The sequence below is a fragment of the Nostoc sp. genome, assembly GCF_036917275.1.
Classification (GTDB): Bacteria; Cyanobacteriota; Cyanobacteriia; order Cyanobacteriales; family Nostocaceae; genus Nostoc.
The window spans coordinates 93,983-119,584 of sequence record NZ_JBALDF010000032.1; the positions used below are offsets into that span (position 1 = coordinate 93,983).

The 25,602-nt window shown below is 37.1% G+C and carries 21 protein-coding genes; 18 read left to right on the forward strand and 3 right to left on the reverse strand.

Annotated features, from left to right (window positions below; genetic code table 11):
- The first annotated feature begins 1,287 nt into the window (after positions 1-1,287).
- The 17 genes from V7K35_RS11680 to V7K35_RS11760 all read left to right on the forward strand — a co-directional run bounded on the left by V7K35_RS11680 (position 1,288) and on the right by V7K35_RS11760 (position 21,922).
- A complete protein-coding gene (locus V7K35_RS11680) occupies positions 1,288-3,507 on the forward strand; it encodes a GumC family protein (RefSeq protein WP_335079073.1) in 2,220 nt (739 codons plus the stop codon).
- Positions 3,508-3,768: 261 nt separating this feature from the next.
- On the forward strand, positions 3,769-4,983 hold the full coding sequence (locus V7K35_RS11685; protein WP_335079075.1) for a glycosyltransferase family 4 protein: 1,215 nt from the start codon (positions 3,769-3,771) through the stop codon (positions 4,981-4,983).
- 25 nt (positions 4,984-5,008) lie between these two features.
- A complete protein-coding gene (locus V7K35_RS11690; RefSeq protein ID WP_335079077.1) occupies positions 5,009-5,644 on the forward strand; it encodes a class I SAM-dependent methyltransferase in 636 nt (211 codons plus the stop codon).
- A complete protein-coding gene (locus V7K35_RS11695; RefSeq protein WP_335079079.1) occupies positions 5,641-6,672 on the forward strand; it encodes a CgeB family protein in 1,032 nt (343 codons plus the stop codon). The genes V7K35_RS11690 and V7K35_RS11695 overlap by 4 nt, the downstream gene beginning before the upstream one ends.
- 5 nt (positions 6,673-6,677) lie before the next feature.
- Positions 6,678-7,619, forward strand: a complete 942-nt coding sequence (locus V7K35_RS11700; RefSeq protein ID WP_335079081.1) for a class I SAM-dependent methyltransferase — start codon at positions 6,678-6,680, stop codon at positions 7,617-7,619.
- A 64-nt stretch (positions 7,620-7,683) separates the two neighbouring features.
- A complete protein-coding gene (locus V7K35_RS11705; protein WP_335079083.1) occupies positions 7,684-8,481 on the forward strand; it encodes a class I SAM-dependent methyltransferase in 798 nt (265 codons plus the stop codon).
- 2 nt (positions 8,482-8,483) lie between these two features.
- Positions 8,484-9,695, forward strand: a complete 1,212-nt coding sequence (locus V7K35_RS11710; RefSeq protein WP_335079085.1) for a glycosyltransferase family 4 protein — start codon at positions 8,484-8,486, stop codon at positions 9,693-9,695.
- Positions 9,696-10,670 carry a glycosyltransferase gene (locus V7K35_RS11715; protein WP_335079087.1) on the forward strand — a complete coding sequence of 325 codons (975 nt, stop codon included), beginning with the start codon at positions 9,696-9,698 and terminating at the stop codon, positions 10,668-10,670.
- Positions 10,671-10,680: 10 nt separating this feature from the next.
- Positions 10,681-11,370, forward strand: coding sequence for a class I SAM-dependent methyltransferase (locus tag V7K35_RS11720; protein WP_335079089.1), 690 nt, complete (start codon positions 10,681-10,683; stop codon positions 11,368-11,370).
- Between the two features lie 433 nt (positions 11,371-11,803).
- Positions 11,804-13,345, forward strand: coding sequence for a lipopolysaccharide biosynthesis protein (locus tag V7K35_RS11725; protein ID WP_335079091.1), 1,542 nt, complete (start codon positions 11,804-11,806; stop codon positions 13,343-13,345).
- Between the two features lie 191 nt (positions 13,346-13,536).
- Positions 13,537-14,850 (forward strand): O-antigen ligase family protein, encoded by a 1,314-nt coding sequence (locus tag V7K35_RS11730; RefSeq protein WP_335079093.1) that lies wholly within the window; start codon positions 13,537-13,539, stop codon positions 14,848-14,850.
- 12 nt (positions 14,851-14,862) lie between these two features.
- Entirely contained in the window at positions 14,863-15,960 is a 1,098-nt protein-coding gene (locus V7K35_RS11735; RefSeq protein WP_335079095.1) for a glycosyltransferase family 4 protein, read from the forward strand.
- A 93-nt stretch (positions 15,961-16,053) separates the two neighbouring features.
- Positions 16,054-17,925, forward strand: coding sequence for an asparagine synthase (glutamine-hydrolyzing) (asnB, locus tag V7K35_RS11740; protein WP_335079097.1), 1,872 nt, complete (start codon positions 16,054-16,056; stop codon positions 17,923-17,925).
- 6 nt (positions 17,926-17,931) lie between these two features.
- Positions 17,932-19,119 (forward strand): glycosyltransferase, encoded by a 1,188-nt coding sequence (locus V7K35_RS11745; protein WP_335079099.1) that lies wholly within the window; start codon positions 17,932-17,934, stop codon positions 19,117-19,119.
- Positions 19,112-19,873, forward strand: a complete 762-nt coding sequence (locus V7K35_RS11750; protein ID WP_335079101.1) for an FkbM family methyltransferase — start codon at positions 19,112-19,114, stop codon at positions 19,871-19,873. Before V7K35_RS11745 ends, V7K35_RS11750 begins: the two co-directional genes overlap by 8 nt.
- A 6-nt stretch (positions 19,874-19,879) precedes the next feature.
- Positions 19,880-20,713, forward strand: a complete 834-nt coding sequence (locus V7K35_RS11755; protein WP_335079103.1) for a glycosyltransferase family 2 protein — start codon at positions 19,880-19,882, stop codon at positions 20,711-20,713.
- Between the two features lie 18 nt (positions 20,714-20,731).
- Entirely contained in the window at positions 20,732-21,922 is a 1,191-nt protein-coding gene (locus V7K35_RS11760; RefSeq protein ID WP_335079105.1) for a glycosyltransferase family 4 protein, read from the forward strand.
- Between the two features lie 89 nt (positions 21,923-22,011).
- Here the strand turns inward: V7K35_RS11760 and V7K35_RS11765 are convergent, their stop codons facing one another.
- Both V7K35_RS11765 and queA read right to left on the reverse strand, forming a co-directional pair.
- Positions 22,012-22,854 carry a methyltransferase domain-containing protein gene (locus V7K35_RS11765; protein ID WP_335079107.1) on the reverse strand — a complete coding sequence of 281 codons (843 nt, stop codon included), beginning with the start codon at positions 22,852-22,854 and terminating at the stop codon, positions 22,012-22,014.
- 312 nt (positions 22,855-23,166) lie between these two features.
- The gene (gene queA / locus V7K35_RS11775; protein ID WP_335079630.1) at positions 23,167-24,357 is read right to left on the reverse strand and encodes a tRNA preQ1(34) S-adenosylmethionine ribosyltransferase-isomerase QueA; all 1,191 of its coding nucleotides are present in this window, start codon (positions 24,355-24,357) and stop codon (positions 23,167-23,169) included.
- Between the two features lie 245 nt (positions 24,358-24,602).
- On the opposite strand from queA, the gene V7K35_RS11780 reads away from it, so the two are divergent.
- A complete protein-coding gene (locus V7K35_RS11780; RefSeq protein ID WP_334793326.1) occupies positions 24,603-24,992 on the forward strand; it encodes a hypothetical protein in 390 nt (129 codons plus the stop codon).
- 70 nt (positions 24,993-25,062) lie between these two features.
- Here V7K35_RS11780 and V7K35_RS11785 read toward each other — a convergent pair whose 3' ends face one another.
- A complete protein-coding gene (locus V7K35_RS11785) occupies positions 25,063-25,593 on the reverse strand; it encodes a YraN family protein (RefSeq protein WP_335079109.1) in 531 nt (176 codons plus the stop codon).
- Positions 25,594-25,602 lie beyond the last annotated feature (9 nt).

Genomic DNA, 25,602 nt, shown 5'->3' on the forward strand with positions numbered 1-25,602 from the left:
ACTAAAAAAACCAAGTTTCGTGAGCTTAATAAAAAAAGTCATCTTGTGTGTTTTACCATATCTTTATTAGCCCTTTATTTTTAATCCTTATTTTAGCTATCCAACCATGTAGAAATTACGTAAATATTTGAATATATATACAAGTAGTACTTAATTTTTGAAAAAGCTCCGTACATCTGGAGAGACATAAAATCAGATAATAATTCAATTCCGCTAAACCTTGCTGCAAAAAGCTTATGACGAAATTTGTTATTCATTTATCACTATATATTTATTGATTTACTTGGGGCGGTGGTCACTGAGCGGCTGGTGAGCGCACTTGTATTGAGCATCTCGGCTTCTCTACGAGACGCTACGCGAACGCTCAATGGAGCCGCAGCCGAAGTAGTCGAACCATGCCCATGCGTGTCAACTTAACGTGAAACCCTTGTCAAGACGTGATATTCAGTTCTCTGGCTTCCCATCACGATCCGCGTCACCCCACCCTAACCCTCCCAATGGACTTATCCGAAAATTAGGTTTTGACTCTTGCTGTACAAGGCTTTGATACTCATTTGCGGATATGTCTAATGGATTGGGGAGGGAACTAGATTTCCTGTTTCCCCCGTTGATAAGGGGGGATTAAGGGGGGTAAAATGCCTGTGAAACATCCATTTGAGCTTAAGTTGACACTAATGAACCATGTCGTACCCCTACGGAGATCTTACTAGCAAGAGCGTCTCATAGAGAAGTGCGGGCTATTCAGCGTCGCTAAAATATTCCTTGAGTAAATACATTAGCAGTGTTTATAGTAAATTATACATTAAAAATTAAGTAGTATAATCAATAAAAAACCGTAAAAATACGTAGGTTTTTTCACAAAAAAACCTTGATAATCTTTAACTAAATCTTTATGGATTATTCAGATCCAGTTGCAATCAATAAGGAGCAATTTTAGAGAATATTAGACCAGTTGATAAGTAGGTAGGCATAATTAAATGTAAATATGTCATTGCGTTCGCCATGCGAACCCAATGACAGTCCATATTATATTTATTTACTACCCATCTACTTATATCACCTCTCCTGTTCTACTCCTTTGTTGTATATTCAGTTCTCACTTCGGTGCAATACAGTTGGAACGCCACCCTCAATTTGCTGACACAAACACTTCCGTCTCCTTGCCAAGGAGACGGTTAGGAGTAAAGTTAAAAAATGTACTTTATGCGAACGAGAACTGCTTTATATCAGTACAAATGAGCCAACTAATTATTTAACAGTTTCCATATGTAAAGTATTAGGTGAATTATGCCTTCTCATCAAAACGAGCAAGACCTGATTAATTTTCAACACTATTGGCTGACTGTAAAAAGACGTTGGTTACTGATAATAACCATTATGGGGTCGGTCTTAGGAGTCACAGCGTTGGTTACTTTTAGTCAAAAACCAATTTATGAAGCCGAGGGCAAACTCCTTTTTAATAAGCAAAGTGGTGTCTCTTCCCTTACAGGTGCAAGTGAGCAGCTGGGACAACTGGGACAACTCAGTGGAGTGACAAGTCTCTCTAACCCTTTGGAAACCGAAGCCGAAATCATTCGCTCCTACCCCCTAAGTCAAAAAACTATTGGTAAGTTGCAGCTTAAGGATAATCTGGGACAACCATTAGAAATAGATAATTTTTTGCCTAACTTGAAAATCAAGAGTATCCGAGGGACGGATATTTTACAACTTTCTTACCGTAGTGCTAATCCTCAAGAAGCCACAGCTATCGTCAATACATTGATGAGTGCTTATCTGGAAAATAATCTTCGGATTAACCGTTCCGAAGCCACAGCAGCACGGAAATTTTTAAGTAAGCAATTACCTTTAATCGAAACAAAAGTCACAGAGGCAGAAGCAGGACTGCGGCGGTTTAAAGAAAAATACGAGGTTGTTTCCCTAGAAGAAGAAGCTATACAAGGAGTCAAAAGGCTGAATGATTTATCCAGTCAGATAACCCAACTACGCGCACAGTTGGTTGATGCTAAGAGCCGTTCTGGTGCTTTCCAAAATCAATTGGCATTGAACACACGGCACGCTATGGCACTCACCAACTTGAGTCAATCTAAAGCAGTACAACAAGTGCTATCAGAATATCAGAAGGTTCAAGACCAGTTAGCAGTGGATAGGTCACAATTTACCGATGAACACCCAGTCATTACTAATTTGTTAAGTAAAGAACAAGCTCTCAAAAAGCAGCTAGAAGGAAGAGTGACCCAAACTCTGGGTAGTTCACAGCCTATCCCAGAGCAAGATTTACAAATAGGAGAACTTAAGCAGACTCTAACTGCTAATTTGGTGCAAGTGGAAGTACAACGGTTAGGATTGCAGAATCAAGTTGGTGTGTTGATGAAGGAATTTGTACTTTATCAAGCACGTCTCAGAAGCCTACCCAAACTGGAACAACAACAGCTACAGCTACAACGACAGCTACAAGTTGCACAAATTACCTACGAGCAAATACTGAAAAGATTGCAAGAAGTTGAATTAGTAGAGAACCAAAATGTAGGCAACGCCACGATTGTTTCTGAGGCTTTAGTTCCTAAGAAGAAAATTTCTCCTCGTATTAGCTTGAATTTGGCACTAGGGGGATTTTTAGGATTATTCTTAGCTATTGCAGCAGCTTTATTGCTAGAAGCTGTAGACAAGTCTGTGAAGACAGCAGAAGAAGCCCAAGAGTTATTAGATTATCCCTTGTTGGGTACGATTCCGGTTTTTGAGCAAAAAGCTAGACTGGCTCGTGGTGAGAGTACAACCGAATTAGTGGTACTCAATAACCCTTATTCATCGGTTAATGCAGCCTTTGAAATGCTCCAGACTAATCTGGGTTTTACCCTTTCTGATAAGGAACTGAACGTGATTGTGGTTAGCAGCTCTGTGATGAATGAGGGCAAGTCTTTTGTGGCAGCTAACTTAGCAGTTGCTACTGCCCAGATGGGACGGCGAGTGCTATTGATTGATGCAGATATGCGTCGCCCTCGTCAACACGAAATGTGGCAGCAATCTAACTTAATGGGGTTAAGTAATGTTTTAGTGGGGCAGGCTACGTTAGCAGAAGCTGCCAAGGAAGTGGTGATAAATCTAGAATTGCTCAGTTCTGGCACCATACCACCCAATCCTGTTGCACTACTAGACTCAGAGCGGATGAATAGGTTACTGCAACAAGCTGCCCAAGATTATGACTGCGTGATTATTGACACTCCGCCTTTAAGCCTTCTGGCAGATGCCTCGATTATAGGCAAAATGGCAGATGGAATCTTGTTAGTTACACGTCCTGGTGTAGTTAATTCTGATACGGCTAAGACTACAAAGGGATTATTAGAACATTCGCGTGTGACTGTGTTGGGAATGGTAGTGAATTGTGTAACTACTGATCATAATGACTACAGCTACTACTACTCCAATACAAATACTAGAGAGAATAATTCAAGGAAGAAGGATAAGATTAAGTCTAACTTAAGTAGAATCACTGGATTAAGACTGCTTTAACTAATTAATAATTTGGGCAAATCAGTGTTTTTTCTGAGGTGGTTCCAGATTTAGGTTGTGTAAAGTTATAGGCGCAATATGAAGTTAATGTGGATGATTTAGGAATTCAATCATGAATTTTAATATTCATAGAGAATTATTGTTTACTTTTTGAAATATATCAATGGTGTTCAACAAACACCAGATTTTAACTTCTAAACTACTTAATTTTTTATAAAAGTAATTTAGAACCCCTAAAAGATACTGGATAAAGTAAATAAAATGTTAATAAAACTGGCAATTCTCCTTACTCATCCAGTTCAATATTTTGCACCTGTCTTTCGTGAGTTAGCACAGCAACCAAATTTACAATTAAAAGTATTTTTTGGTTGTAATCATGGTGTAATACCAAGGGAAGATCCTAACTTTGGGGTAGTCTTCCAATGGGATTGTCAGCCAACAGCAGGTTTTGAACACGAGTTTTTATCTCACAATTCGCTGGAAGATTTAAAAGGCTTGAGAGGTATCAAATTAGCAGCTAAAGCTTTTACTGCTATTAATCACTATCAACCTGATGCTGTACTGATTTTTGCTTATTCACCTACTTTTATTACCGTTAGTACTTTGTTGCTATGTCTAACTGGACACAAATTAATGCTCAGAGCAGAAACAACAGATGAGGCATTATCGCGTTCTTATATTAAGGACAAAATACGTCAATTATCCTTGTCTCTTTATTATCGTCAATTTACTCATTTTTTCCCTATTGGAACAGATTCTATAAATCATTATTTGCGAATGGGAGTAGATAAGAGTCGTATGACATTAGCTCACTACGCCATTGATATACAGTTCTTTCAAAAACAGGTGGACTTTTGGCTACCACAGAGGGAAACTTTACGAAATCAATTGGGGATTGCAAAGACAGATCGCGTACTTATGTATTGCGGAAAGATTTTTCCCCCAAAAGATCCGTTGTTAATTCCAAAGGCTTTTACTTTGCTACCTGTTTCAGGAAAAAACAATCTATGGTTGTTAGCAATTGGGGAAGGAGAAATGCGTAGTCAGTTTGAGAAATTGAGCAAGGAGGAATTAGGAGCAAGAGCAATCTTTTTTGGCTTCAAGAATCAGTCAGAGTTAGGTAAATACTATGCAATAGCTGACGCTTTGATTTTACCATCTAAGAGTGGAGAAACCTGGGGATTAGTCGTCAACGAAGCTCTCCAGTTTGGATTAAAGGTAATTTTAAGTGATCGGGTTGGTTCAGGGAAAGACTTAATTAAAAGTCGCCAATATGGAGAATTATTTCCACATAGAAATGCTTTAAAATTATCAAAATGTATTTTAAATGTTAATAATTATAAGAAAAAAGATTATTCATTAAAAAAGTTAGATTTACCTCACCCTAATCAACTGGCTCATAAAATTTACAATTTGCTGAACAAAACTTGTATTTCGCAGGCAAGTTTACCACATATTAATGAATCTATTAAATAATATAAAATATCAACTGTAGTGAACTATGGACAAAATCAAATCACCAGTGAGAATTAATCTAGGATGTGGCACTAAAATTTTAGAAGGATTTATTAACATAGATAATTCTCCATCTATTTTTGTGCAAAGAATTCCTGGTCTAAAAAATTTTTTATATCTATTACATATTATTGATCGGCAGAAATTAGACCGACAGTGGCCTCAAGATGTTATTTTAACTGATGCTTTTAAGGAGCTAAAAAAGTATCATGATTCGTCTGTTGAAGAAATTTTTTCATCTCATTTTTTAGAGCATTTACCTCTTAAAAAAGCTATTTATCTTTTGAAAGAATGTAAGAGGATACTGTCTTCAGAAGGAAAGTTAAGAATTGTTGTTCCCGATCTTTTATTTCATGCAAAACATTATTTAGATACAGTTGGTTTGGCAGAAAAAGTTGCTCATGATCGCTTTTTATTTGAGGTAGCAGGTGCATATTTAGTTGATAGTAGAAAAGGACAAAATCATTACTATATTTATGATTATTGGAGTTTGAGAGATTTACTATTAGAAATTGGATTTACAAAGGTTGACAGATTGAATTTTAACAAAGATATAAATCCAGATTTATATAAAGTTCGAGATCGGCTGGAAGAATCCCTTTGTATTGAGGCATCTAAGTGAGTACACAACTACTTCTTATTGGTAATACTTCAAGTCCTGGACAAATTGGGGAAATATTACTTCGAGCAGCTAATAATCTTAACTGCTGCGTGGAGACAGTAGATAACCATTGGCTTAGTTATGCCCCCTCTATGAAATCATTATGGGGAAGGCTTATTTTTAAAGTTTTAGGGAAACGTCCGCTTGAATGGATGCAGCTAAATCGTAAAATTGTACATCTAATTCAAAAACAGAAACCAGATATAGTGCTTGTAGTAGGAGTATTTCCTCTTAGTAAAGATGTATTTAATATATGTAAAGTAGTTAATGCTAAAACTATTAATTACTTGACTGACTATCCGTGGAACCGATATCATTACAGTCGTACATATATTGAAAATCTTAAAAGTTACGATTTAGTTGCTAGCACTAAGTCACAAATATTACTACAGTTAAATCAACATGCTGTTAATTGCGTAAAATTTTTGCCATTTGCCTTTGATCCTTATATACACTACCCACCAGAAGAAGTAACTTCCAAACAGAAAGAGTTCTTTGATGCTGATGTTGCATTCATTGGTACTGGAGACTATGAAAGACTTGTTTATCTAAGTGCTCTCATACCCTTGAAAAACTGGAAGCTGAAAATTTATGGAGGCTTATGGGAGGGAATACCTGTAAAAAATTGGGCAGTGAATCCAATAGTCCTAAGCGAGAAATTTCGTCTCGCAACCTATTGCTCAAAACTTACTCTGGGTATTGTTAGAAAACGTAATAAAGATGAGTCAACTATGAGAACATTTGAAATCGCTGCCTGTGGTGGATGTGGTATTTACGAAGATACTCAAGAACACAGAGAAATCTTAGCAGGATATCCTGATCATGGTTTCTTTAGCTCACCAGAAGATTTAGCTAACAAGTGTAAATGGTTATTAGAAAATCCTATTGAAAGAGAACAGATGCGAAAGATTGGTATGCAAATTATCATCAAAGATACAAATACATATACAAGCAGATTAAAAACTATATTAGAGTTGTGTTCTGAGTAGCCATTATGGAAAATTACTATAATATCTCTTGGTTAGAGCAAGATAAATTACATCAGACAACTATAGTTAAGCGTTTATTTTATTTTTTTAGTCGTCCTTTACTTTCTATATATGCTAGTCAATTTTTATCTCCACAGACTCTAAAAAATCTTCAACCATCTCTCGTACTTCCAGGACGTGGAATACCTTTAGAAACTCGTCGTTTTTGGGGTTCAGGGTTGTGCAAAATTAGAGAAGCTACTATCCTTATTCAAGGAACTGGAACTGGCTGGGATGTCATTTCTTGGGCAAGATTAAGTCCTAAAAAAATTATTGCAACTGATTTATTTGAATTTAAAGATTCTTGGAGTGAAATTATCCATTATTGTAAAGAAAAATTAAATGTTGAAATTGAGTTTTATCAATCTCCTTTGGAAGATAATTCATTTATTAAAGATGAATCAATTGATTTATGTGCATCAGATGCAGTTTTTGAACACTGTCAAGATTTAAAATCAGTTCTCAAAGAATCATTTCGCGTTTTGAAGCCAGGAGGTAGTCTCTATGCTAGCTACGGACCTCTATGGTTTTGTGCTGGCGGTGATCATTTTTCCGGGCGCGGTGGTTTACAAAATGCGTTTAACCATTTGTTGCTAGATTCTGAACAATATATGAAATACTTTCTCTCATTTTTGCAAAATAATGAGGATTTTCAAAGTGGAGGGCGTTATGTAGAACTTGATTTATTTTCACGTTTCAGTACTCAACAATACTGTAAAACTTTTCGAGAAGAAGGTTTCCAAATCAAAGATTTAATTCTTCAATTAGACCCTAATTCTTTAACCTTTAAAAATAAATTTTCTGAAATTTTCAGAGAATTATGTAATAAATATAATAATAAATATGAAGATGATTTTTTAATTAGTGCTAATCTAGTCCGCTTGGTAAAACCATGTATTTTCCCGTGAAACCAGCAGTATGTATTTGTTTTTATAAAAGATTATAAATTAAAACTATATAGCTGAGGAGTTAATGATGAACACAAATTATTATGATGCAAGTGAAACTTGGAAACAAGAATTAGAACATGAAGGATATGAACATCATTGCTATTCAACAAAAAATTTAAATAAAATTAAGGAGCTTGGTCGAGTTTGGCAAACTATACTAAAAATTACAAAAATTACTCCGCCGGATCAGTTGTTTGAATTGGGGTGTGGAGGAGGAATTCATCTAGCTAGTTTGGCTGTCAATGGGTTTGAAGTTCACGGTATAGATATTTCTCCTAGCGTAGCATCAAGAGCGAAGAATTATTTAGAAGAGGTTGGTAAGTTTCAGCCTATTAAAGCAAGTATCGAAGTTGCTAATATTTTTGATTATGAAAGTAGTGATTCTTATAATATGTGCTTTCATTTCGGTGTAGTGGAGCATTTTATGAAATTATCACAACGTCAGCAAATTTGGAATAAACTTTATTCTTTAACTAAACCGGGCGGCTGGATTATTTCTGTAGTTCCGTGTGGTCAACATTTTATGAGAAAATTAGTTAAAGAACGAAGTTTAGGTGGTTATAATATACCTGAAATCGATTATAGCTGTAGTTTACACAAAGAAGAATTTGAAAATTTATCACTACAGTGTATTCATACAGTACCTCACAATTACTTTGGATTCTTTGCAGCACACCCTTCTTTGGTAATTTCTAAAATTATTTATCCGGTGTGCTTCATCATTAGCAATATTACTATTCCTTATATTCCTATTTCTGAAGATATTAAGGAGCATTGGGCGCAAACACTTATTGTAATTGGAAGAAAATCATTTATATAAGTATGAAAATATCTATTGTTGTTGGCGGAAGATGGCACGCTTTTGACCTAGCAAGAGAACTGTATTATGCAGGTATTTTACATCGTTTAATCACCAACTATCCTAAATACAAAACCCGTAAATGGGGAATACCTGATGATAAAGTAGTTAGCTTGCCTTTAACTCTTTTATTAGGAAAAGCTATCTACCAAATAGGTGCAGAAAAATTGGTGATGAAGTCCCAAGCTTTACTCCATAATCTATTTACTAAAGCAGCAAGTAGATACCTAGAAGGCAGCACTTTAGTACATGGCTGGTCAAGTTTTTCTGAGCCTGCTTTGCTTTGGGCGAAACAGAATGGCATACCTTTTCTATTGGAGCGTAGTTCTGCTCACATGAAGGTGCAATGTCAATTATTGAGAGAGGAATATCAGCGACTAAATTTAGACTGGGCAGAAACACATCCAGATGTTGTGGCTCAAGAACTACGGGAATATGAACTTGCAGATAAGGTAGCAGTACCTAGTTTATTTGTGAAAGGTAGTTTTCTTAACCAAAAATTTCCTGAAAACCGCCTAGTGCTTAACCATTTTGGGACAAATATCAAAAGCTTTTCACCTGCATTAAAACAGGATAATGTATTTCGTATTATCTATGCTGGTTCTTTAAGTGTACGTAAGGGAATTCATTATTTAGTTAAAGCTTTTATGGAAGCAGATATATCAAATAGTGAGTTATGTTTGGTTGGTGGAGCTACGGCAGAAACCCCTCATTTATTAACAGGAGTAGATGAACGAATTAAATTGATTGGTCATGTACCACAGCCGCAATTAGTGGACTACTACCGTAATAGTAGTGTTTTTGTCATGGCAAGTATTGAAGAAGGGCTGGCTTATGTACAGGCACAGGCACTTGCGTGTGGGTTGCCGTTAATTTGCACAACTAACACTGGTGGCGAAGATTTACTAAGGATGTCTGGTGTGCAACCAGTCAAATTAGAGATGGGTATAGAAGAGTATCCAGCAGGATATTTAGTACCTGTAAGGGATAGCCAAGCTATAGCTACTTGCCTACAAACACTAGCCCAGGAGAAAAATTTACTTTTATCTAAACGAGAAGCAGCACTATCATTCCGAGCTACAGGTTTGGATTGGAGTTCTTATGCCCAACGTGCTATCGAATCTTATAAATTTCTACATAATCCAGAATCTATTAGGAAAAAGATAGAGGTCTAAATGATAGAGCCTTTAGTATCAATTGTTTTACCCGTATACAATCGTAATAAATACTTAGCTAAAGCCATTGATAGTGTTTTACAGCAAACTTATCAAAACTGGGAATTAATTATTACAGATGATAATTCTTCTGAAGATACAAAAGCTTTATTAGAAAAATATGCTGCAATATCTAAGGTAAAGATTTACTATAATACCCAAAATTTAGGGCTTTTTGCTAATCTCAATCAAGCTATAAAACGCTGCAATAGTGAATATATAACAATTCTTTGCACTGATGATTTTTTCTTGCCTCATTGTTTGGAAACTAATATAAATGCTATTCAAAAATATTCTGAAGCCAATCTTATCTTATCTTCTACATATTCAGTTAATGCAGATGGTGAAAGATTACCTGATGCCAAGATTTTTTATGATGATTATATAGCTAAGGAAACAAAAATATTACAACCCGAACAAAGCGTGCCATTATTACTTAAGTTTGGCAGTATCAATGGCAATATTACTGCAATGTTCTTTAGGAAGAGTCTTTATGAACAAGTTGGTGATTTTAGATCAGACTGGCGACATGCAGCAGACTGGCAATGGATATATCGAGTTGCTTGTTGTAGCCCAATTCTAATTTCTAGAGTTAACGTAGCAGTTATTAGAGTTCATCAAGAGCAACTATCAGTTATCAATGGAAAGAATCTCAGCGCTTCCTTAGAAGGATCTGAAATGGTAAAGATGCTCTTGGCCAGTCCGCATGTAATAAATCTTAAGTCAGCACCAAATTGGGCATCGCACATTATGCAGTTTCATCTGTGGTTTGCCTTCAAACTTGCTCTTAGAGGATATTTGTCAGAGGCTCTAACTATTCTTAAGGCTATAAATCAAGTCACGGGTTTTGGCACAACATTCTGGGCAATGTTGAGAACTTTACCTCAGAGGTGGGCTGCTCGTAGACAGAAAGGCTTCATTTTACCACCAAATTAATGGAATTTTTATGACTATGTACAAACCGCTAAATAGCGACTCACTATATAGTAATCAAGGTAATCCTTCTATTCTAAAGTTACTAGATGAGAGCGATCGCCAGATATTGGATATTGGTTGCGGCGTGGGGAGTAATGGAAAGTTAATTCATGAACTTTATCCTTTTACTCAGGTTACTGGGGTCACATGTTCACAGACAGAATACCAAAGAGCGTCGCAACAACTAAGCCATTGCATTTATGCAGATGTTGAGCGAGATACTTTTAATTTAAACCAGGAGTTTGATGTTTTACTTTTATGTCACGTTTTAGAACATTTGGTAGATCCGGTTGCGACAATCAAGAAATTATTGCCGTATTTGAAAGTAGGCGGCAAAGTAATTATTGCCTTGCCAAATATTGTTAACTGGAGAGAACGTTCTAAGTTATTGCTAGGCAAATTTGAATATACTGATGGTGGCATTATGGATAAAACTCACTTACATTTCTATACGTTCCATACCGCACCTCGTTACCTTATTGCTCCTATATCTCAGCTTCGCTTAGAATCTCACTTTGCCAGTGGCAGTTTTCCTTTGGGTAGATTGCGTAACAGGCTAATGGGTGAAAAGGCAAGGCAAGCAATGGATCGTTTAGTCTGCGGTTGGCTACCTAATCTTTTTAGTCACGACATTTTAATGCAAGCCATTAAACTTAATTAAATTTAAAATATTAATTTATGTAAGAGTTTCCTGTAATACTTTCAAAAACATTGCGCTTTGCTGCTCATATACTAATGTTTGACTGTAGTCAGTTTATTCTAAGAACAATTGATAATTTTACTCCATTTGTATGACATACTTATTTGAAGCCCTACCATATCTTCATTTATGGCTGGCATCGAAAATTCAAAGGTATTGATAAATCAGGATTTCAAGTTACGATCTCGCTCCTTTGGTAATCCTTTGCCAAATGGATAAAGTCGAGTTTAGAGAAAATTTAAAATATCGCTAATCATACTAAAGTTATCCCCAAATTTATTGCAAAATACTATATTTTTAAAGATGTTACATTTATTAAATCTAAAAATAATACAGGATATTGATGTTTTCTTATCAGTAATCCTTGAAATTAACCCCATCAAGGTATTTATGTATGAATGTAGAAAGACGTGCCTTAAATGGCATTGTTGTTAATATTTTCTCATTTGCTTTCAATTTGGGTCAGACTGTTTTAATTGTCCCAATTCTCATTAAATTTTGGGGTGTCGAGAGCTATGGATTATGGCTAACGATATCTGCATTTATAAGTTTATTGCAAACTATTGATAATGGTCATCAAAACTATGTTGGTAATGAGTTAACTAAGTTTTACATAACTGGATCTGGTACAGAAAAATTAAAACAGACATTAGCTTCTAGTATTTGGATGGCGGGAATATTAGGCTGTTTGCAATTAATAATATTAATTGCAATAATAGCTTTTGGTTTTATAGAAAAAATTTTTGGAAGTAATTCAGTAATAACAGAAAATAAAGAAATTGGAGATGCACTTATTGTTTTAATAATTACATGGATATTAACTGGTTCTGTTGGGGGTATTCTATCTCGTCTTTACTTACCACTTGGAATGTATGTTAGGTTTGCCACCTGGGGAATAATTACACAGTTTTTTAAAGTAACTAGTATTTTATTGACTGCTATATTAGGAGGAAAACTACTGGTAGCTTGTATAGCTAGCAGTTTGGTTTCCTTAATTGTATACATATTTTTCTTTAGAGAAGTATATCAAATTTTTCATAACCTTTATCCCTTTTGGACTAATGGTAGTTGGAAAATAGCATTTACTAATGTTTCTAAATCATTTTTTCTTACAGGTGTAGGATTTTTATTGCAATTACAAAATAATGGGTTAACTTTATTTGTATCTGGCATAGTTGGAGCAGCATTTATTCCTGCACTTAGTACTATGCGAACTCTTACTAATACTTTTTTAGCGGGAACTGCAATTGTTACAATGTCATTAATACCTGAGATGACCCGCTATCATACTCAAGGTGAACATAAAAAATTAGCAGATATGATTTCTACAGCTTGGTGGTCAGGGGGGCTATTAATTAATCTTGGCTTAGTGATTACACTGCCATGTATTGAGCCAATATATTTGCATTGGACAAGAGGTCAAATCAGCTTTAATTGGGTGCTTTACCTAATATTAGCTTGGTCAATTTCGCTAAAAAACTTTGGTAATCCTCAAAGCATTTATCTAATGGGGATTAATCATATAAAAGCACAAACAACAATTGCGGTTGTGCAAACGGCAATTATTTTAGGCATAACTAGCCTTTTTTTGGGTAAATATGGCTTGGTTGCTGTGGGGATAGCAATAGTCTGTAGTGAAATCATTGGTTCAGGGATAATAGCAACAATTTACACCATTCTAGAACTGAGGAGTCTGGGTGGTAACTTACTCTTTACTAGAATTGTTTCAGCTTTTTTTGCTGTTGTCATAGTGGGGTTGACTTATATATCTGTAGGACTATATTGGTTGAGTCCGTTAATTGCATCAATAGTTGGAGGAATAATTTTGATAGGACTATATGTATGGCAATGGCAATATTTATCTATAGATGTACGTTATAGGCTAATTAAACTATTTTATAAATTTACATCTTTAAGCTATAAGCATCCGACTTAAGTCTTGCTAGGTATACTGAAAACCAAAGTTTTATCCAACAACCTTTCAGTCAGCTTAGGTTTTCAAAAATCAAATGAATTCCTATAGTCAAGATTAACATTAAGTATAAACTGCTAATACACAATGTTAAATTATATTTTACCAGTATCTACACAAATAACGGGCTATAGCTAATGGAGAAATTACTTAAAATGAAAATCAAAAAACAGTCATTTGAAAATATAACCTGGTTTTTGCTGTTAGTTATTGGTTTATCATTTAATTGGTCAATTTTAAGAAATTATAGCATCCCACTTCTAGGTTCTAATCTAAATGCGGCTGATTTCCTTCTGATGCTTGTTATTTTTAGAAGTATAGCGAAATGCAACTGGGGATTAGGCCCTTCATATTTAAGTGGCTTACTAGTTCTATCAACTATAGGAATATTTGTAATAGGCGCTATAGTTTGCTTAAGTAATATCAATGGAAATATTAGTATCTTGATACGTTTTAGCAGAGGCTTTTTAGCTATATTAGCTGTAAGCGCTTATTCTCGTAATTTTAGTAAACAAATATTTGAAACTTCTCTTTTGGGAATTATTTTAATTAGTACTGTTGCTTTAATATTTTATTCACTTAATCAACTTGGCGTTTTACCTTATGGAAGTTTCGACTTTGTAGCAGGAGCAACAAACGATGATTTTACTAATATAAGTATTTCTGAAAGTTTATTCAAAAGATTTTTCTTTATTGAGTTTATCCCTGTTTATTTTTCTCTTGCTATTTGTTTTTTCTTATTTACAGTAGCTAGGAAAAAAAGTTTTTTAAAAGTTTTAGCCTTCACAGGAATTTTTTCTTGCTATGTGGTTATGATGTTAAATCTTTCAAGATCCTTTTTAATCACGCTTATAATACTTTCCATATCAATGATTTTTAATGTTTCTATATATAATAGAACCAAAAGTTTTCAAATATTTTTTACTTTTATTATAGCAGTTATATCTGGGATGCTAGTTTTCTGGATTTTGCAAGGAAGTGAAGGGTTTATGGTATTAGCATCATGGTTTCAATCTCTTATCGATCCATCTAACCCCAATGGTGGATATGCGTCTGTAGAAGTCAGGCAAAGTCACTTCACTTCTGCCTTTGAAGCATTTGCTGATTCACCCTTATTCGGACACGGCATAGGCATGGATTTTACAGAGTATCACTTGAAGTCTGGAACGTTAGAAAATCCATATAACTTTGGTAATACTTTTTCACTTCGCATTGCACAAACTGGTTTGATAGGATTATTTTTATGGATAGGATTTAATTTAATTATTATTAAACATATTTACTTTGTAAAATATAAAACATCTGAAGAACTGTTACTAAGAAATACATTTTTTATAGTACACATGAGTAGTTTTATTTCTTGCCTAACTAGTGGTGACTCAACTTCAAATTTATCCTATGGACTAGTCTATGCTTGCATTATTTTGATGACAGATTATATTAATAAATACCCTATTCCTCAATTGTAATAGCAAATAAGAATGAAAGTATTATTCTTAACAACTGATGCCTTTGGAGGGCGCGGGGGTATCTCACAGTACAATCGAGACTTTATTAACTGTCTCTGTAGTGCCAAAAATTGTGATGAGGTAGTTGCTATTCCAAGGCACGTTGTCGATCGCATTGAAACTTTGCCTCAGAAACTCACATATATTACTTCAGGAATAAAAGGTAAGTTGGCTTACATCTGTACCATTTTTCATACCATCAGAGCCTACCCTAAATTCAATTTAATTGTTTGTGGTCATCTTTATATGCTACCACTTGCCTGGCTAGTCAAACTGTGGACAAAAGCGCCTATTCTTCTAGAAATCTATGGCATCGAAGCCTGGAAGCCTCATAACAGCCTAGTTAACTATTGTCTTCCAGCAGTAGATTATGTTGTCTCTATCAGCCAAATTACATTGGATCGCTTTCAATCCTGGGCAAATATACCCAAGGTGCAACAATTTTTACTGCCAAATGCGATCGCTCTTGACCAGTATAGCCATGATGACAAAAATTCTGAACTTATTTCTCAATATGGACTGAAGGACAAGATAGTTCTGATGACATTGGGACGCTTGGACTCTTATGAACGATATAAGGGGTTTGATGAAGTAATCGAGTTGCTGCCTAAATTGAGTGAAATAATTCCTAATTTATCTTACTTAATAGTGGGAGAAGGATCGGATAGAGAGAGATTAGAGGAGAAAGTGCGATCGCTTAATCTTCAGGCAAAAGTGATTTTCACAGGATTTATTTCTGAAGCTAAAAAAGCCGACCACTATCGGCTAGCAGATGTTTATGTGATGCCGAGTAAGGGAGAAGGATTTGGCTTTGTTTTTTTAGAAGCAATGGCTTGCGGTATTCCCGTAGTTGCGAGTAAAGTTGATGGCAGTCGTGAGGCAGTACGAAATGGTTTACTAGGCATTCTTGTTAATCCTGATGATCCAGAAGAAGTAAAGGCGGGAATTATAAAGGCATTAAAGCGTCCCAAAGGAGTAATACCGCAAGGATTAGAGTATTTTTCCTATGAAAATTTTGAGCGGAGGTGTCACCAGATTTGCGACGAAATATTGCAAGCATCTAGCGTGTGAACAGTTTTCTGAATTGCAATTCAAGAATCACTCAATAACTCTGCTCAAAATCACAGTTATATTGCTCAATCTACCAATCAAATTCTTAAACATATGTGCGGTATATGCGGTTACATAGGCAGAGAAGACTTTAATTCATCAAATGTATTAGCTGCTCTGCATCATCGAGGTCCTGATTCCCAAGGTACATGGCAAAAAAATGTAGGAGCAAACCACATTCACCTACTGCATACTCGTTTAGCAATTCTTGACCTTAGTCCTGCTGGGCATCAGCCTATGGTAGATGTAAAAACGGGTAATGTGATTATTTTTAACGGGGAAATTTATAACTTCTTGGAACTACGCCAAGAATTGAAAGCACAGGGTATAGAGTTTACCTCTCATAGTGATACAGAAGTTTTGTTATTAGGTTATCGTGTCTGGGGTGAGCAAATAGTAGAACGCCTAGACGGTATGTTTGCTTTTTTATTGTTTGACTCTATTCAACAACGCCTTTTAATAGCACGGGATCACATTGGAATTAAACCACTATACTATGCTCAAACTCGCGGCGGAGGCATTGCTTTAGCATCAGAAGTACGGGCATTAATTACGTCTGGATTAGTAGCAACAGACTGGGACGAACAGAGTATCTATGAGTATTTAATATCTGGCAGCGTCCAAGAGCCACGGACTATCCGACAAGCGATTAAAGCTTTTCCCCCTGCTCATTATGCTTATATTGATTTGCAAACAGACTTAGCCACTATATCTACCCCTATTCGTTATTGGAATTTAGCCCAACACGTATGCAATCACATAGGGGAACCGACATCTCACACAAGTCATACCGAAGTTTTACTAGATACTCTCAAAGAGCAGCTCATTGCTGATGTTCCTGTGGGTTTATTTTTGTCAGCAGGGATAGACAGTACAGTGCTTGCTAGTATGCTAGCTCCAGTTATGCAAGGTCATCTTTCTACTTTTACCTTCGATTTACAAGACTCTACTAGAGATGAGAGCAATTTGGCAGCTATGACTGCACAAAAACTCCAGCTAAAACATCATGTAGCTTATCTATCTCATAAAACGCTAAGTACTTGGTTAGTTGATAGCTTTACAGCAATGGATCAACCCTCATCAGATGGTACAAATACTTATCTTATTTCTAGAGCTTCATTACAACATGGTATAACCGTTGTTCTTAGTGGTTGTGGTGCAGATGAGTTACATGGTGGCTATCCTCATTTTGTTTCTATAGCAAAGTTATATCAATTAGGAAAGTGTTTGGGTGATATGAAGTCTCTACTTCTGCCTTGGATAGAAAATATCAAGGGCTGGCGTAAGAATTCTATTTATCAAGAAAGATTAAATCTTTTATTCCAGCAAATAGATTCACCTTCCAGAACGTTAATAGAAACGCGGCGTTTCTTTACCCCTAAGCAAATATCTGACTTTTGGACTGTAGCACCAGATTTTTACAATCCAGTGGCAAATTGGGATGATGAAACAGACAACAAACTTAATCTTGATGTGGAGACTTTAATTTCTCTTGGTGAAATTAAAGGCTACCTGAGAAATACCTTACTAAGAGATAGCGACTGGGCTACAATGGCGAATCAGCAAGAACTACGCGTACCCTATTTAGGTAGGCGCTATATGGAAAAAGTAATGCAAATTCCTTGGAGTGAGAAACGAACAACTAAAAAACAGAAAAAGCCTCTTTTATCTGGTCAGATTCCGCCAACCTTACAGCACGCTCTGAACCGTCAGAAAACAGGCTTCGATTTAGATTATGCAATGTATTTAAGCGGGCCTCTGCGAGACTGTTTACACGCAACCTTTACTCACCTTAATCAAGCTCACGGCTTTCAGCTAAATGCTGACCGAGTAGAACATGATTTAAAAATTGGCGACCCGACAAAACAAGTTCGTCGTTACTGGGCGCTGACGAGCCTTGGGTTTTATCTGCAAAAGCATAGCTAGGTAATAATGCAAAACCAACTCAAGATTCTACACTACATCCCCGTTTACGCCCCCGCTTGGCAGTTCGGTGGCCCCGTACTTAGTGTTAGCCAACTTTGTGAAGGATTAGCCGCCCTTGGTCATCAAGTAGAAGTGTTTACTTCTAATGCTGGGTTAAATAATCAACCAGAATTGCCCCTCAACCAGCCAGTCATCCGTAATGGAGTCAAAGTCACATATTTTCAGCAAGAACCAGGAATTGGTATTCATTGCCCAGGTATGGAGGAAGCAGTAACAGCAAGAGCCAAGGAATTTGACATTATCCATATCACAGGTGTTTGGCAGCGTACTAGTGGAGCGGCTTGCAAAGCAGCCAAAAATCAAGGTGTTCCCTATATTGTTTCCCCTAGAGGTGCACTTGGGCCTTACTCCTGGCAGCAGAAAACAGCTAAAAAAATACTGTACTACTTATGGCAAGAACGCTTCAATGTGACAAATGCAGATGGTATCCACTACACTAGCAAGCAAGAATTACAAGAGTGTCGTTGGCTAAAACTACCAGGAAAATCTTTTATCGTTCCCAATGGCTTAAACACTGAATTTTGGCAACCTGCTTTAGAAGCAGCAAAAGCATGGCGTAAATCTCAAAACCTCAGTGAAGATGACTTTATCCTTTTGAATGTAGGTCGTCTCCACCATAAAAAAGGGTTAGATTTATTACCTCAGGCTTTAGCACCGTTACGACATCTCAAATGGCGGATGATTTTTGTAGGTGGTGATGACGATGGTACTAAAGCAAAACTACAGCAGCAGTTTCAAGCAGCAAATCTATCAGACAGAGTTATCTTTCTAGAAAGATGCGAACCTAAGAAACTGCCAGCAATATACTCTACTGCTAATTTGTTTATCTTGCCCAGCCGACATGAAAATTTTGGTAATGTCGTTGTCGAGTCTCTAGCCTGTGGATGTCCTGTTTTAATTTCCGACAAAGTGGGACTACATGATGAGGTAGCTGAAGGTGGCATGGGGTGGGTGCGTTCTAGAGTCGCATCAGAGTGGACTGAGGCTATTGGGGAATTGATTGAATTTCCTAGCAAAATGCAAACCCTAAAATTTAAATCAAGAGCATGGATAGAAAATATTTTATCCATTGATAAAACTTCTCTTCACACAACAAATTATTATATTCGTATCAGAGAGAACCATTGTGCTTAATAATTTATATCGTTTCTCTAATGAGCTACTGCTAGTTAAAAAACTTTTACCTTTACCTTTATATATTCGTTGGATATCAGGAATAACAAAATATTTTAATATTTTAATAAAAACCAAAAGTCTAGGAGTATTAGATAAAAGTTTAAATGAATCATTTAGTATAACGTTTAATCATAAAAAACTTTATTTCACTAATATTGATTTTGGAGTTATACGGGAAATATATGGTCATTCATGTTACATTAAAATACGTAAATTAAAAGATGCAAAATATATACTAGATTTAGGAGCAAATGGTGGAGCATTTACAATATTTGCACTTGCCGAAGCGCCTCAAGCACAAGTTTATGCAGTAGAAGCACAATCAGAATTTGTCAATATCATTAAACACAATGTTAAACAAAATTTATATGAAAATCGTCTAGTAGTTAAATGTGCCGTAGTTGGTGGATTCTATGATGATTGGACACAATCCTTATTGAAATCCAATCCTAAAATACAAGAATTTAATATTTATGAATATATAGAAACTGTAGGAACTTGTGACTTTTTGAAATGTGACGTTGAAGGTGGTGAATTCTATTTATTCCAAGGAGATTTATCTTGGACTCAAGCTGTTAAAAGTATGGCATTAGAATATCATCCAGATAAAGGTGATCCAGATGAACTAGAGAAGATTTTACAATTACAGGGTTTTATAGTGAAGCGAGCAGATCACAAACACCTTGGCTACTTCTATTGTACAAGAGAATAACTACCTATGAATTCAGATATTAGTGCAGCTATTCTTACTAAAAATGAAGTTCGCAATCTTAACCGATGTATAGACTCTTTACAGTGGTGTCAAGAGATTATTGTTGTAGACTCAGGCAGCACTGACGGAACAATACAATTGGCAGAATCACTGGGAACCAAAGTTTTTACCCATACTCCATCTCTACCGTTCAAAATTTCTGAGCAGCGCAACTGGGCTTTACAAAGTTGTAATTTAAAGAGTGAATGGGTGCTATTTATAGATGCTGATGAGGTTATTCCATCCAATTTAGCAATAGAAATTCAGCGTGTATGTTCTGCCAGTAATCAACAATATAATGCTTATGAACTGCCTGCGCGTTATCTATTTTGGGGTAAATGGCTCAAGCTTACACAAGGATATCCTAATTGGCATTCACGTTTACTCAAACTAGGAGAAGTCACTTTTATAGGTGGTGTTTGGGAACACTTTGCTTCCGATGCTAAAGTTGGCAGAATTAATATTCCTTACGATCATTATGCTAATTCTAAAGGATTTGGAGATTGGTTAGAACGGCACGATCGCTATTCTTCTTGGGATGCCCAAAAAGTTGTGGAATTTCTGGAAACAGGAAAAGCATCTGCTCTAGGAACTGAACGCAAACTAAAACTTAGATTATTAGCAGCTAAACTTTGGTTTATACGCCCCATTATCAGATTTATACAGATGTATTTTCTAAGATTAGGTTTTTTAGAAGGAATAACGGCTCTGATTTTCTGTTTCCTCTATGCCATGTATGAATTTATGATAGTAGTCAAAATCATAGAACTGAGACGTAAAAAATCTGGATTAGCTCTTTGATGATTCCACAATAAATACATGGAACAAATTACAATTATCACTCAATACTTCTACCCTAGCCATGCTGCTACTGCTCAACTAATGACCGATTTAGCGAAAGGATTTTCCCAAAAAGGCTATCAGGTAAATATATTCACAGGGACTCAGGCAAAAGACACTACTTCTGAATTATTAAATCAAGTCGTAATCAACCGTGCCTTCTCTCCTATAGCAGCCAGCACTAACATTTTAAGTAAAATTATTAGTTCAATATTTTTTCTTTTAGATGCTTTAAAATATGTAATATTTTTACTACCTCGCACTACGCCACTTTTAATCGCTTCTAATCCACCATATGCTGGGATTTTAGGCACTATTTTTAAAATTTTTTGTGGTGGAAAATATCATTTTTTACTCCAAGATATCTTCCCAGAATCTGCTGTAATGTCTGGCATTATTCAGCAAAATAGCTTTTTATTTATATTTTTCAAAAAATTAATTTATTTAAGTTACAAATATGCTGAGAACATTATTGTCCTCAGTACTTGCATGCAGTGTTTTTTGGAGAACAAATATCCGGAGTTAAAAGAAAAAATTCAAGTAATTGAGAATTGGGCAGTAGAAGATATTCTTAGTTGTGATAAACAAGCAAATGATTTTGCTCAACAGTATAACCTTAACAAAGTTTTTACAGTTTTATACTCAGGTAATCTGGGTAGATTGCATGATATAGAAACCATTGCTGAAGCAGCCAATATACTTAAAAATGCTCCTATTCAGTTTGTGTTTATTGGTGATGGGGCTAAAACAAAAGTATTAAAGCAAGCAATTCAATCCAATAAACTAAAAAACATCCTCTTATTACCTTACCAGCCCAGAGAAATACTACACCTCTCTCTTACCGCTTGTGACCTTTCATTGGTCAGCTTAATACCAGGCGCAGAATCAATAGTAGCTCCTTCTAAACTCTACGGTATGTTAGCAGCAGGAAGAGGAATTATTGCTATCTCCTCAGCAAACTCATACATTGACCAATTATTAACAAATTCTGGTTGCGGTATTAATACCCCTCCTAATAACCCTCAACACCTTGCCAATTTAATCAATGAATTAGCTAGTGATAGTATAAAAGTTAAGTTGATGGGAGAGAAAGCACGTCAAGTCTACGAAAGCAAATATACTTTCAAACGGGCGCTGGCTGAATACGAAAAGCTCCTATTTGGTATTTAATCAAACCTGTAACTTTAAACTTACTAAGTAAGTGGGCGGGCAAAAGTAGATACACCACGGTGTAAGGGCGCACAGCTAACTGTGCGCCCCTACTTATTGCCGGACAACAAGCCAAACCGAATTAACCCACGCTGATAACCGCGACGCATTAATCCCAGTGATAATGCCCCTTGGATGGTAGCCCAACCAGCATTTAGTAAGCCCCAAAGCGCTTGGGGAGTGAATGCAGAATCAATCACCACATTCCAAAAGGGGGCGACAGCGGTTGACCAATCAGCAGTGCGGATATTATGTAATGGTAGTTGATGGGCGATCGCTTCGTACTCTGGCAAAGAAATCACATAAGGCAAACAATACACCCGATAAATATCCTGCAAGTGTTTTTGTTCATCCGCCGTTAATGGAGACTCATCAGTTGGTCGATGACACCAAGTCACCATAATTAACTTGCCACCAGGCTTTAATACTCGGTAGCATTCCTGGAGAAACTTCTTTTTATCTGGCATATGTTCACCACTTTCCAGCGACCAAACCAAGTCAAAAGAATCGTCAGCAAAGGGCATTGCTTGAGCATTTGCAACTTGGAACTGTGTTCTCAGACTCAAATTAACCTCTAAGGCGCGTTCTGTTGCTCTCGCGGCTTGCACAGGACTCAATGTAATCCCTGTAGCCTTAGCATTAAACTTTTGTGCAAGGTATAAAGAACTGCCGCCAATGCCACAACCCACATCTAAGATATTTTCTGCTGCTTGTACCCCTGCCCAATTGAGCAGTTCTTCGATTAAATCAATTTGAGCCTGACGGCGGTCTTTTTTCTGGGTACCATCGACGCCGTAATAGCCGTGGTGCATGTGTTCGCCCCAAATCTGTTCCCACAGCCCGGAGGAAGCATCATAAAATTCCTGTATTTGCTGGTAAAGTGTTGCACTCATGAAAAAAGCAGTGTTAAGACAAAGCCGAATTAAATAAAAACATACAGATAGGCTACCATGTGTGTTTTTATTTAAAATGGAGACTTTCGGTTTGCAGGGATAATAAACTCCAGTTTCTCTTACCTAGAAAAACTTTTTGACCTTGCTTTTCCAAGGCGATCGCTAAGTTAAAATAAGCATTGGCATTACTGCTATTTAAATTAATTGCTAAGTTTATAACTTTTCATAACAGTTCAAACCTCAGGAGCATTTCTAGAAAACCTACAAATAATCGCAGTAGACAGATTAAAACTTCAGCGAACTGTATTGCCCTCACGTCTGACTTAGGACTCTTATGGCTGACGGCAAAATTAGCATGGCATCGCCGAATGAATAAAAGCGATACCCTGAAGCGATCGCTTCGTTGTATATATTCAATAACCGTTGTCTGCCAATTAGCGCACTCACTAACATCAGCAAACTGGAACGCGGCAGGTGAAAATTGGTAATCAGACCATCAACCACCTGCCATTGGTAGCCGGGATAAATAAACAAGTCTGTTTTACCACAAAATGGTTGTAAATTCCCAGATTGAGCCGCCCCTTCTAAAGCTCGTACTGCTGTTGTTCCCACAGCAATAATCCGACCGCCAGCTGCTTTAGTGGCGCGGATTTGCTCTACTGTGGCAATGGGGACTTCAATCCATTCTTCATGCATCTGATGGGTAGTTACGTCCTCCACTTCCACGGGGCGAAATGTGCCTACACCAACGTGCAGCGTTACAAAAGCTTGATTGATTTTGCGATCGCGCAACTTTTGGAATAATTCTGGGGTAAAATGTAGTCCTGCTGTCGGAGCTGCGATCGCTCCTGGCTGTTTGGCATAAACTGTCTGATACTGATCGTCAGCAGATGAGGAGGCAGTGATGTACGGTGGTAGTGGTACTTCACCAAATACTTCTAACAGTTCCACCAAAGACTTTCCCTCTGGCACATCAAATTGCAACAAACGCCCCCCGGTTGCTGCGTCTGTTTCTAGAACCGTAGCTGTGAGTTGGGGATTGGGGACTGGGTAGGAATCTTCCCAATCCCTAATCCCCAATTGCCTTGCTTCAAAAATAATCTTTGCTCCCTGTTTGAAGCTTTTTCCTGGCTTAACTAAAGCTAACCAACAGTTATACTGCCGTTCTTCCAACAGCAACACTTGGATTTTAGCACCAGTGGATTTATGGCCATAAAGCCGCGCTGGAATAACTTTTGTATCGTTCATAACCAACAAATCACCAGAGCGTAGCAGTGCAGGCAAATCATGAAAAATGTGGTGCAGGGAGGCTGTTTCGGTGGCTGTGGTGGAAGAGTTAATCACCAGTAACCGTGAGCTATCTCTAGGAACTACTGGGTTTTGGGCAATGAGTTCTGGAGGTAGTTTGTAGTCATAGCCAGCTACCGAGCAATCTAATTCCAAATCTTTTTCTTGTGGGCTAGAGGTGTCTTTCAAATTGACTTGTACTAGTTTTTGGTTTATTTAGTATTTATACTCTCTTAAAAAAGCTGGTTTGAGCTTTTTCTTCTAAAGGAACTTTAAGGCATCTTCGCTCAATTTTCTCGCTAGGCTATAAGATTGATACTATTAAGTAACACGGAAAACTTAACATAAAAATTGGGTAAACCTCCCCATCTAAAAACGGGGGATTTTACCCTACCGGGAACAGATACTGATTGACGAAAATAGATATGTAGGATTGGCTTTGATCCCAAGCACCAACAAACATGGAATACTTGTATTATCTGGCAAATGCCAGTCTAACCCTGAGGGTCGTTCAACACCTGCACGCTAGACCCCAGACACCAGTTTCTTTCGTCACCGTAATTCATCAAATTGATGGCTGGGTGGTTAGGATCAAATTCAAAGGTCAAGTCTCGCCTCAAGAAGATGGCGACTTTCGGGCTTTTCTAAATGAATTAGGAATCAGCTACGAGCCGCCAATGAGGGTACAAATGGCACTTTGGAGTTTGGAAGCGGGACAGTGCCCTGTGGACGTGATGCGTCGCTATCAAGTAGCGATCGTTTCTCATGGTAGTCCAGAGAGAGACGAAATCGAAGCCTTCCGGCAACAGTTTGTCCGGGGCTTGGGCTACTGTCCAGAAACTTTGGCGTGATCCTATTTGGTTGTAACGCCACGACAAAATTATTGGTCATTGGTAATCAAGATATTTTATCCATTACCAATTAACCATTATCAATTGAAGAGTCGAAAGCTGCCAGAATGTATTCTTGCAGCTTAAACTTATATCCGGCTGCTGATGAAGTAGCTAGAGCTTCCTGAGTTGCTGTAACCCCAGTCAGATTTTTTGATATCTTTTGACAGTAAACAATGGCAACATCAAATCGGCAAGAATAATCTGCCTTTTCTGGATACTGGGCTAAGAATATTCCAGCTGTCCGCCAGATTTTTGCTTGCTTTTGGGGGGTGATTGCACTTCTTCCCCCTGCATCCCAACTGCCTGAACTGCGAGTTTTGACTTCAACAAATGCCAATATTGAGTGCTGAGTCCTGAGCTTTCCTACCTCTCCCCTGCTCCCCTGCTCCCCTGCTTCCTCTGCTTTTCTATCATATTCAGCGATAATATCGATTTCCCCCCAGCGGCTAGAAAAGCGGCGATGCAGAATTATCCAACCTGTAGATTGCAACCATTGGGCTACTAGGTCTTCTCCTAAATGACCAATATCTGGATAATGAAATGGAGGAAGGTTAGCCATTGACTAAAA

Bases quoted from the DNA above. Each gene is read 5' to 3' on its own strand.
- V7K35_RS11680 (WP_335079073.1), top strand. From the start codon at position 1,288: ATGCCTTCTCATCAAAACGAGCAAGACCTGATTAATTTTCAACACTAT.
- V7K35_RS11685 (WP_335079075.1), top strand. From the start codon at position 3,769: ATGTTAATAAAACTGGCAATTCTCCTTACTCATCCAGTTCAATATTTT.
- V7K35_RS11690 (WP_335079077.1), top strand. From the start codon at position 5,009: ATGGACAAAATCAAATCACCAGTGAGAATTAATCTAGGATGTGGCACT.
- V7K35_RS11700 (WP_335079081.1), top strand. From the start codon at position 6,678: ATGGAAAATTACTATAATATCTCTTGGTTAGAGCAAGATAAATTACAT.
- V7K35_RS11705 (WP_335079083.1), top strand. From the start codon at position 7,684: ATGATGAACACAAATTATTATGATGCAAGTGAAACTTGGAAACAAGAA.
- V7K35_RS11710 (WP_335079085.1), top strand. From the start codon at position 8,484: ATGAAAATATCTATTGTTGTTGGCGGAAGATGGCACGCTTTTGACCTA.
- V7K35_RS11715 (WP_335079087.1), top strand. From the start codon at position 9,696: ATGATAGAGCCTTTAGTATCAATTGTTTTACCCGTATACAATCGTAAT.
- V7K35_RS11720 (WP_335079089.1), top strand. From the start codon at position 10,681: ATGACTATGTACAAACCGCTAAATAGCGACTCACTATATAGTAATCAA.
- V7K35_RS11725 (WP_335079091.1), top strand. From the start codon at position 11,804: ATGAATGTAGAAAGACGTGCCTTAAATGGCATTGTTGTTAATATTTTC.
- V7K35_RS11730 (WP_335079093.1), top strand. From the start codon at position 13,537: ATGAAAATCAAAAAACAGTCATTTGAAAATATAACCTGGTTTTTGCTG.
- V7K35_RS11735 (WP_335079095.1), top strand. From the start codon at position 14,863: ATGAAAGTATTATTCTTAACAACTGATGCCTTTGGAGGGCGCGGGGGT.
- asnB (WP_335079097.1), top strand. From the start codon at position 16,054: ATGTGCGGTATATGCGGTTACATAGGCAGAGAAGACTTTAATTCATCA.
- V7K35_RS11745 (WP_335079099.1), top strand. From the start codon at position 17,932: ATGCAAAACCAACTCAAGATTCTACACTACATCCCCGTTTACGCCCCC.
- V7K35_RS11755 (WP_335079103.1), top strand. From the start codon at position 19,880: ATGAATTCAGATATTAGTGCAGCTATTCTTACTAAAAATGAAGTTCGC.
- V7K35_RS11760 (WP_335079105.1), top strand. From the start codon at position 20,732: ATGGAACAAATTACAATTATCACTCAATACTTCTACCCTAGCCATGCT.
- V7K35_RS11765 (WP_335079107.1), bottom strand. From the start codon at position 22,854: ATGAGTGCAACACTTTACCAGCAAATACAGGAATTTTATGATGCTTCC.
- V7K35_RS11780 (WP_334793326.1), top strand. From the start codon at position 24,603: ATGGAATACTTGTATTATCTGGCAAATGCCAGTCTAACCCTGAGGGTC.
- V7K35_RS11785 (WP_335079109.1), bottom strand. From the start codon at position 25,593: ATGGCTAACCTTCCTCCATTTCATTATCCAGATATTGGTCATTTAGGA.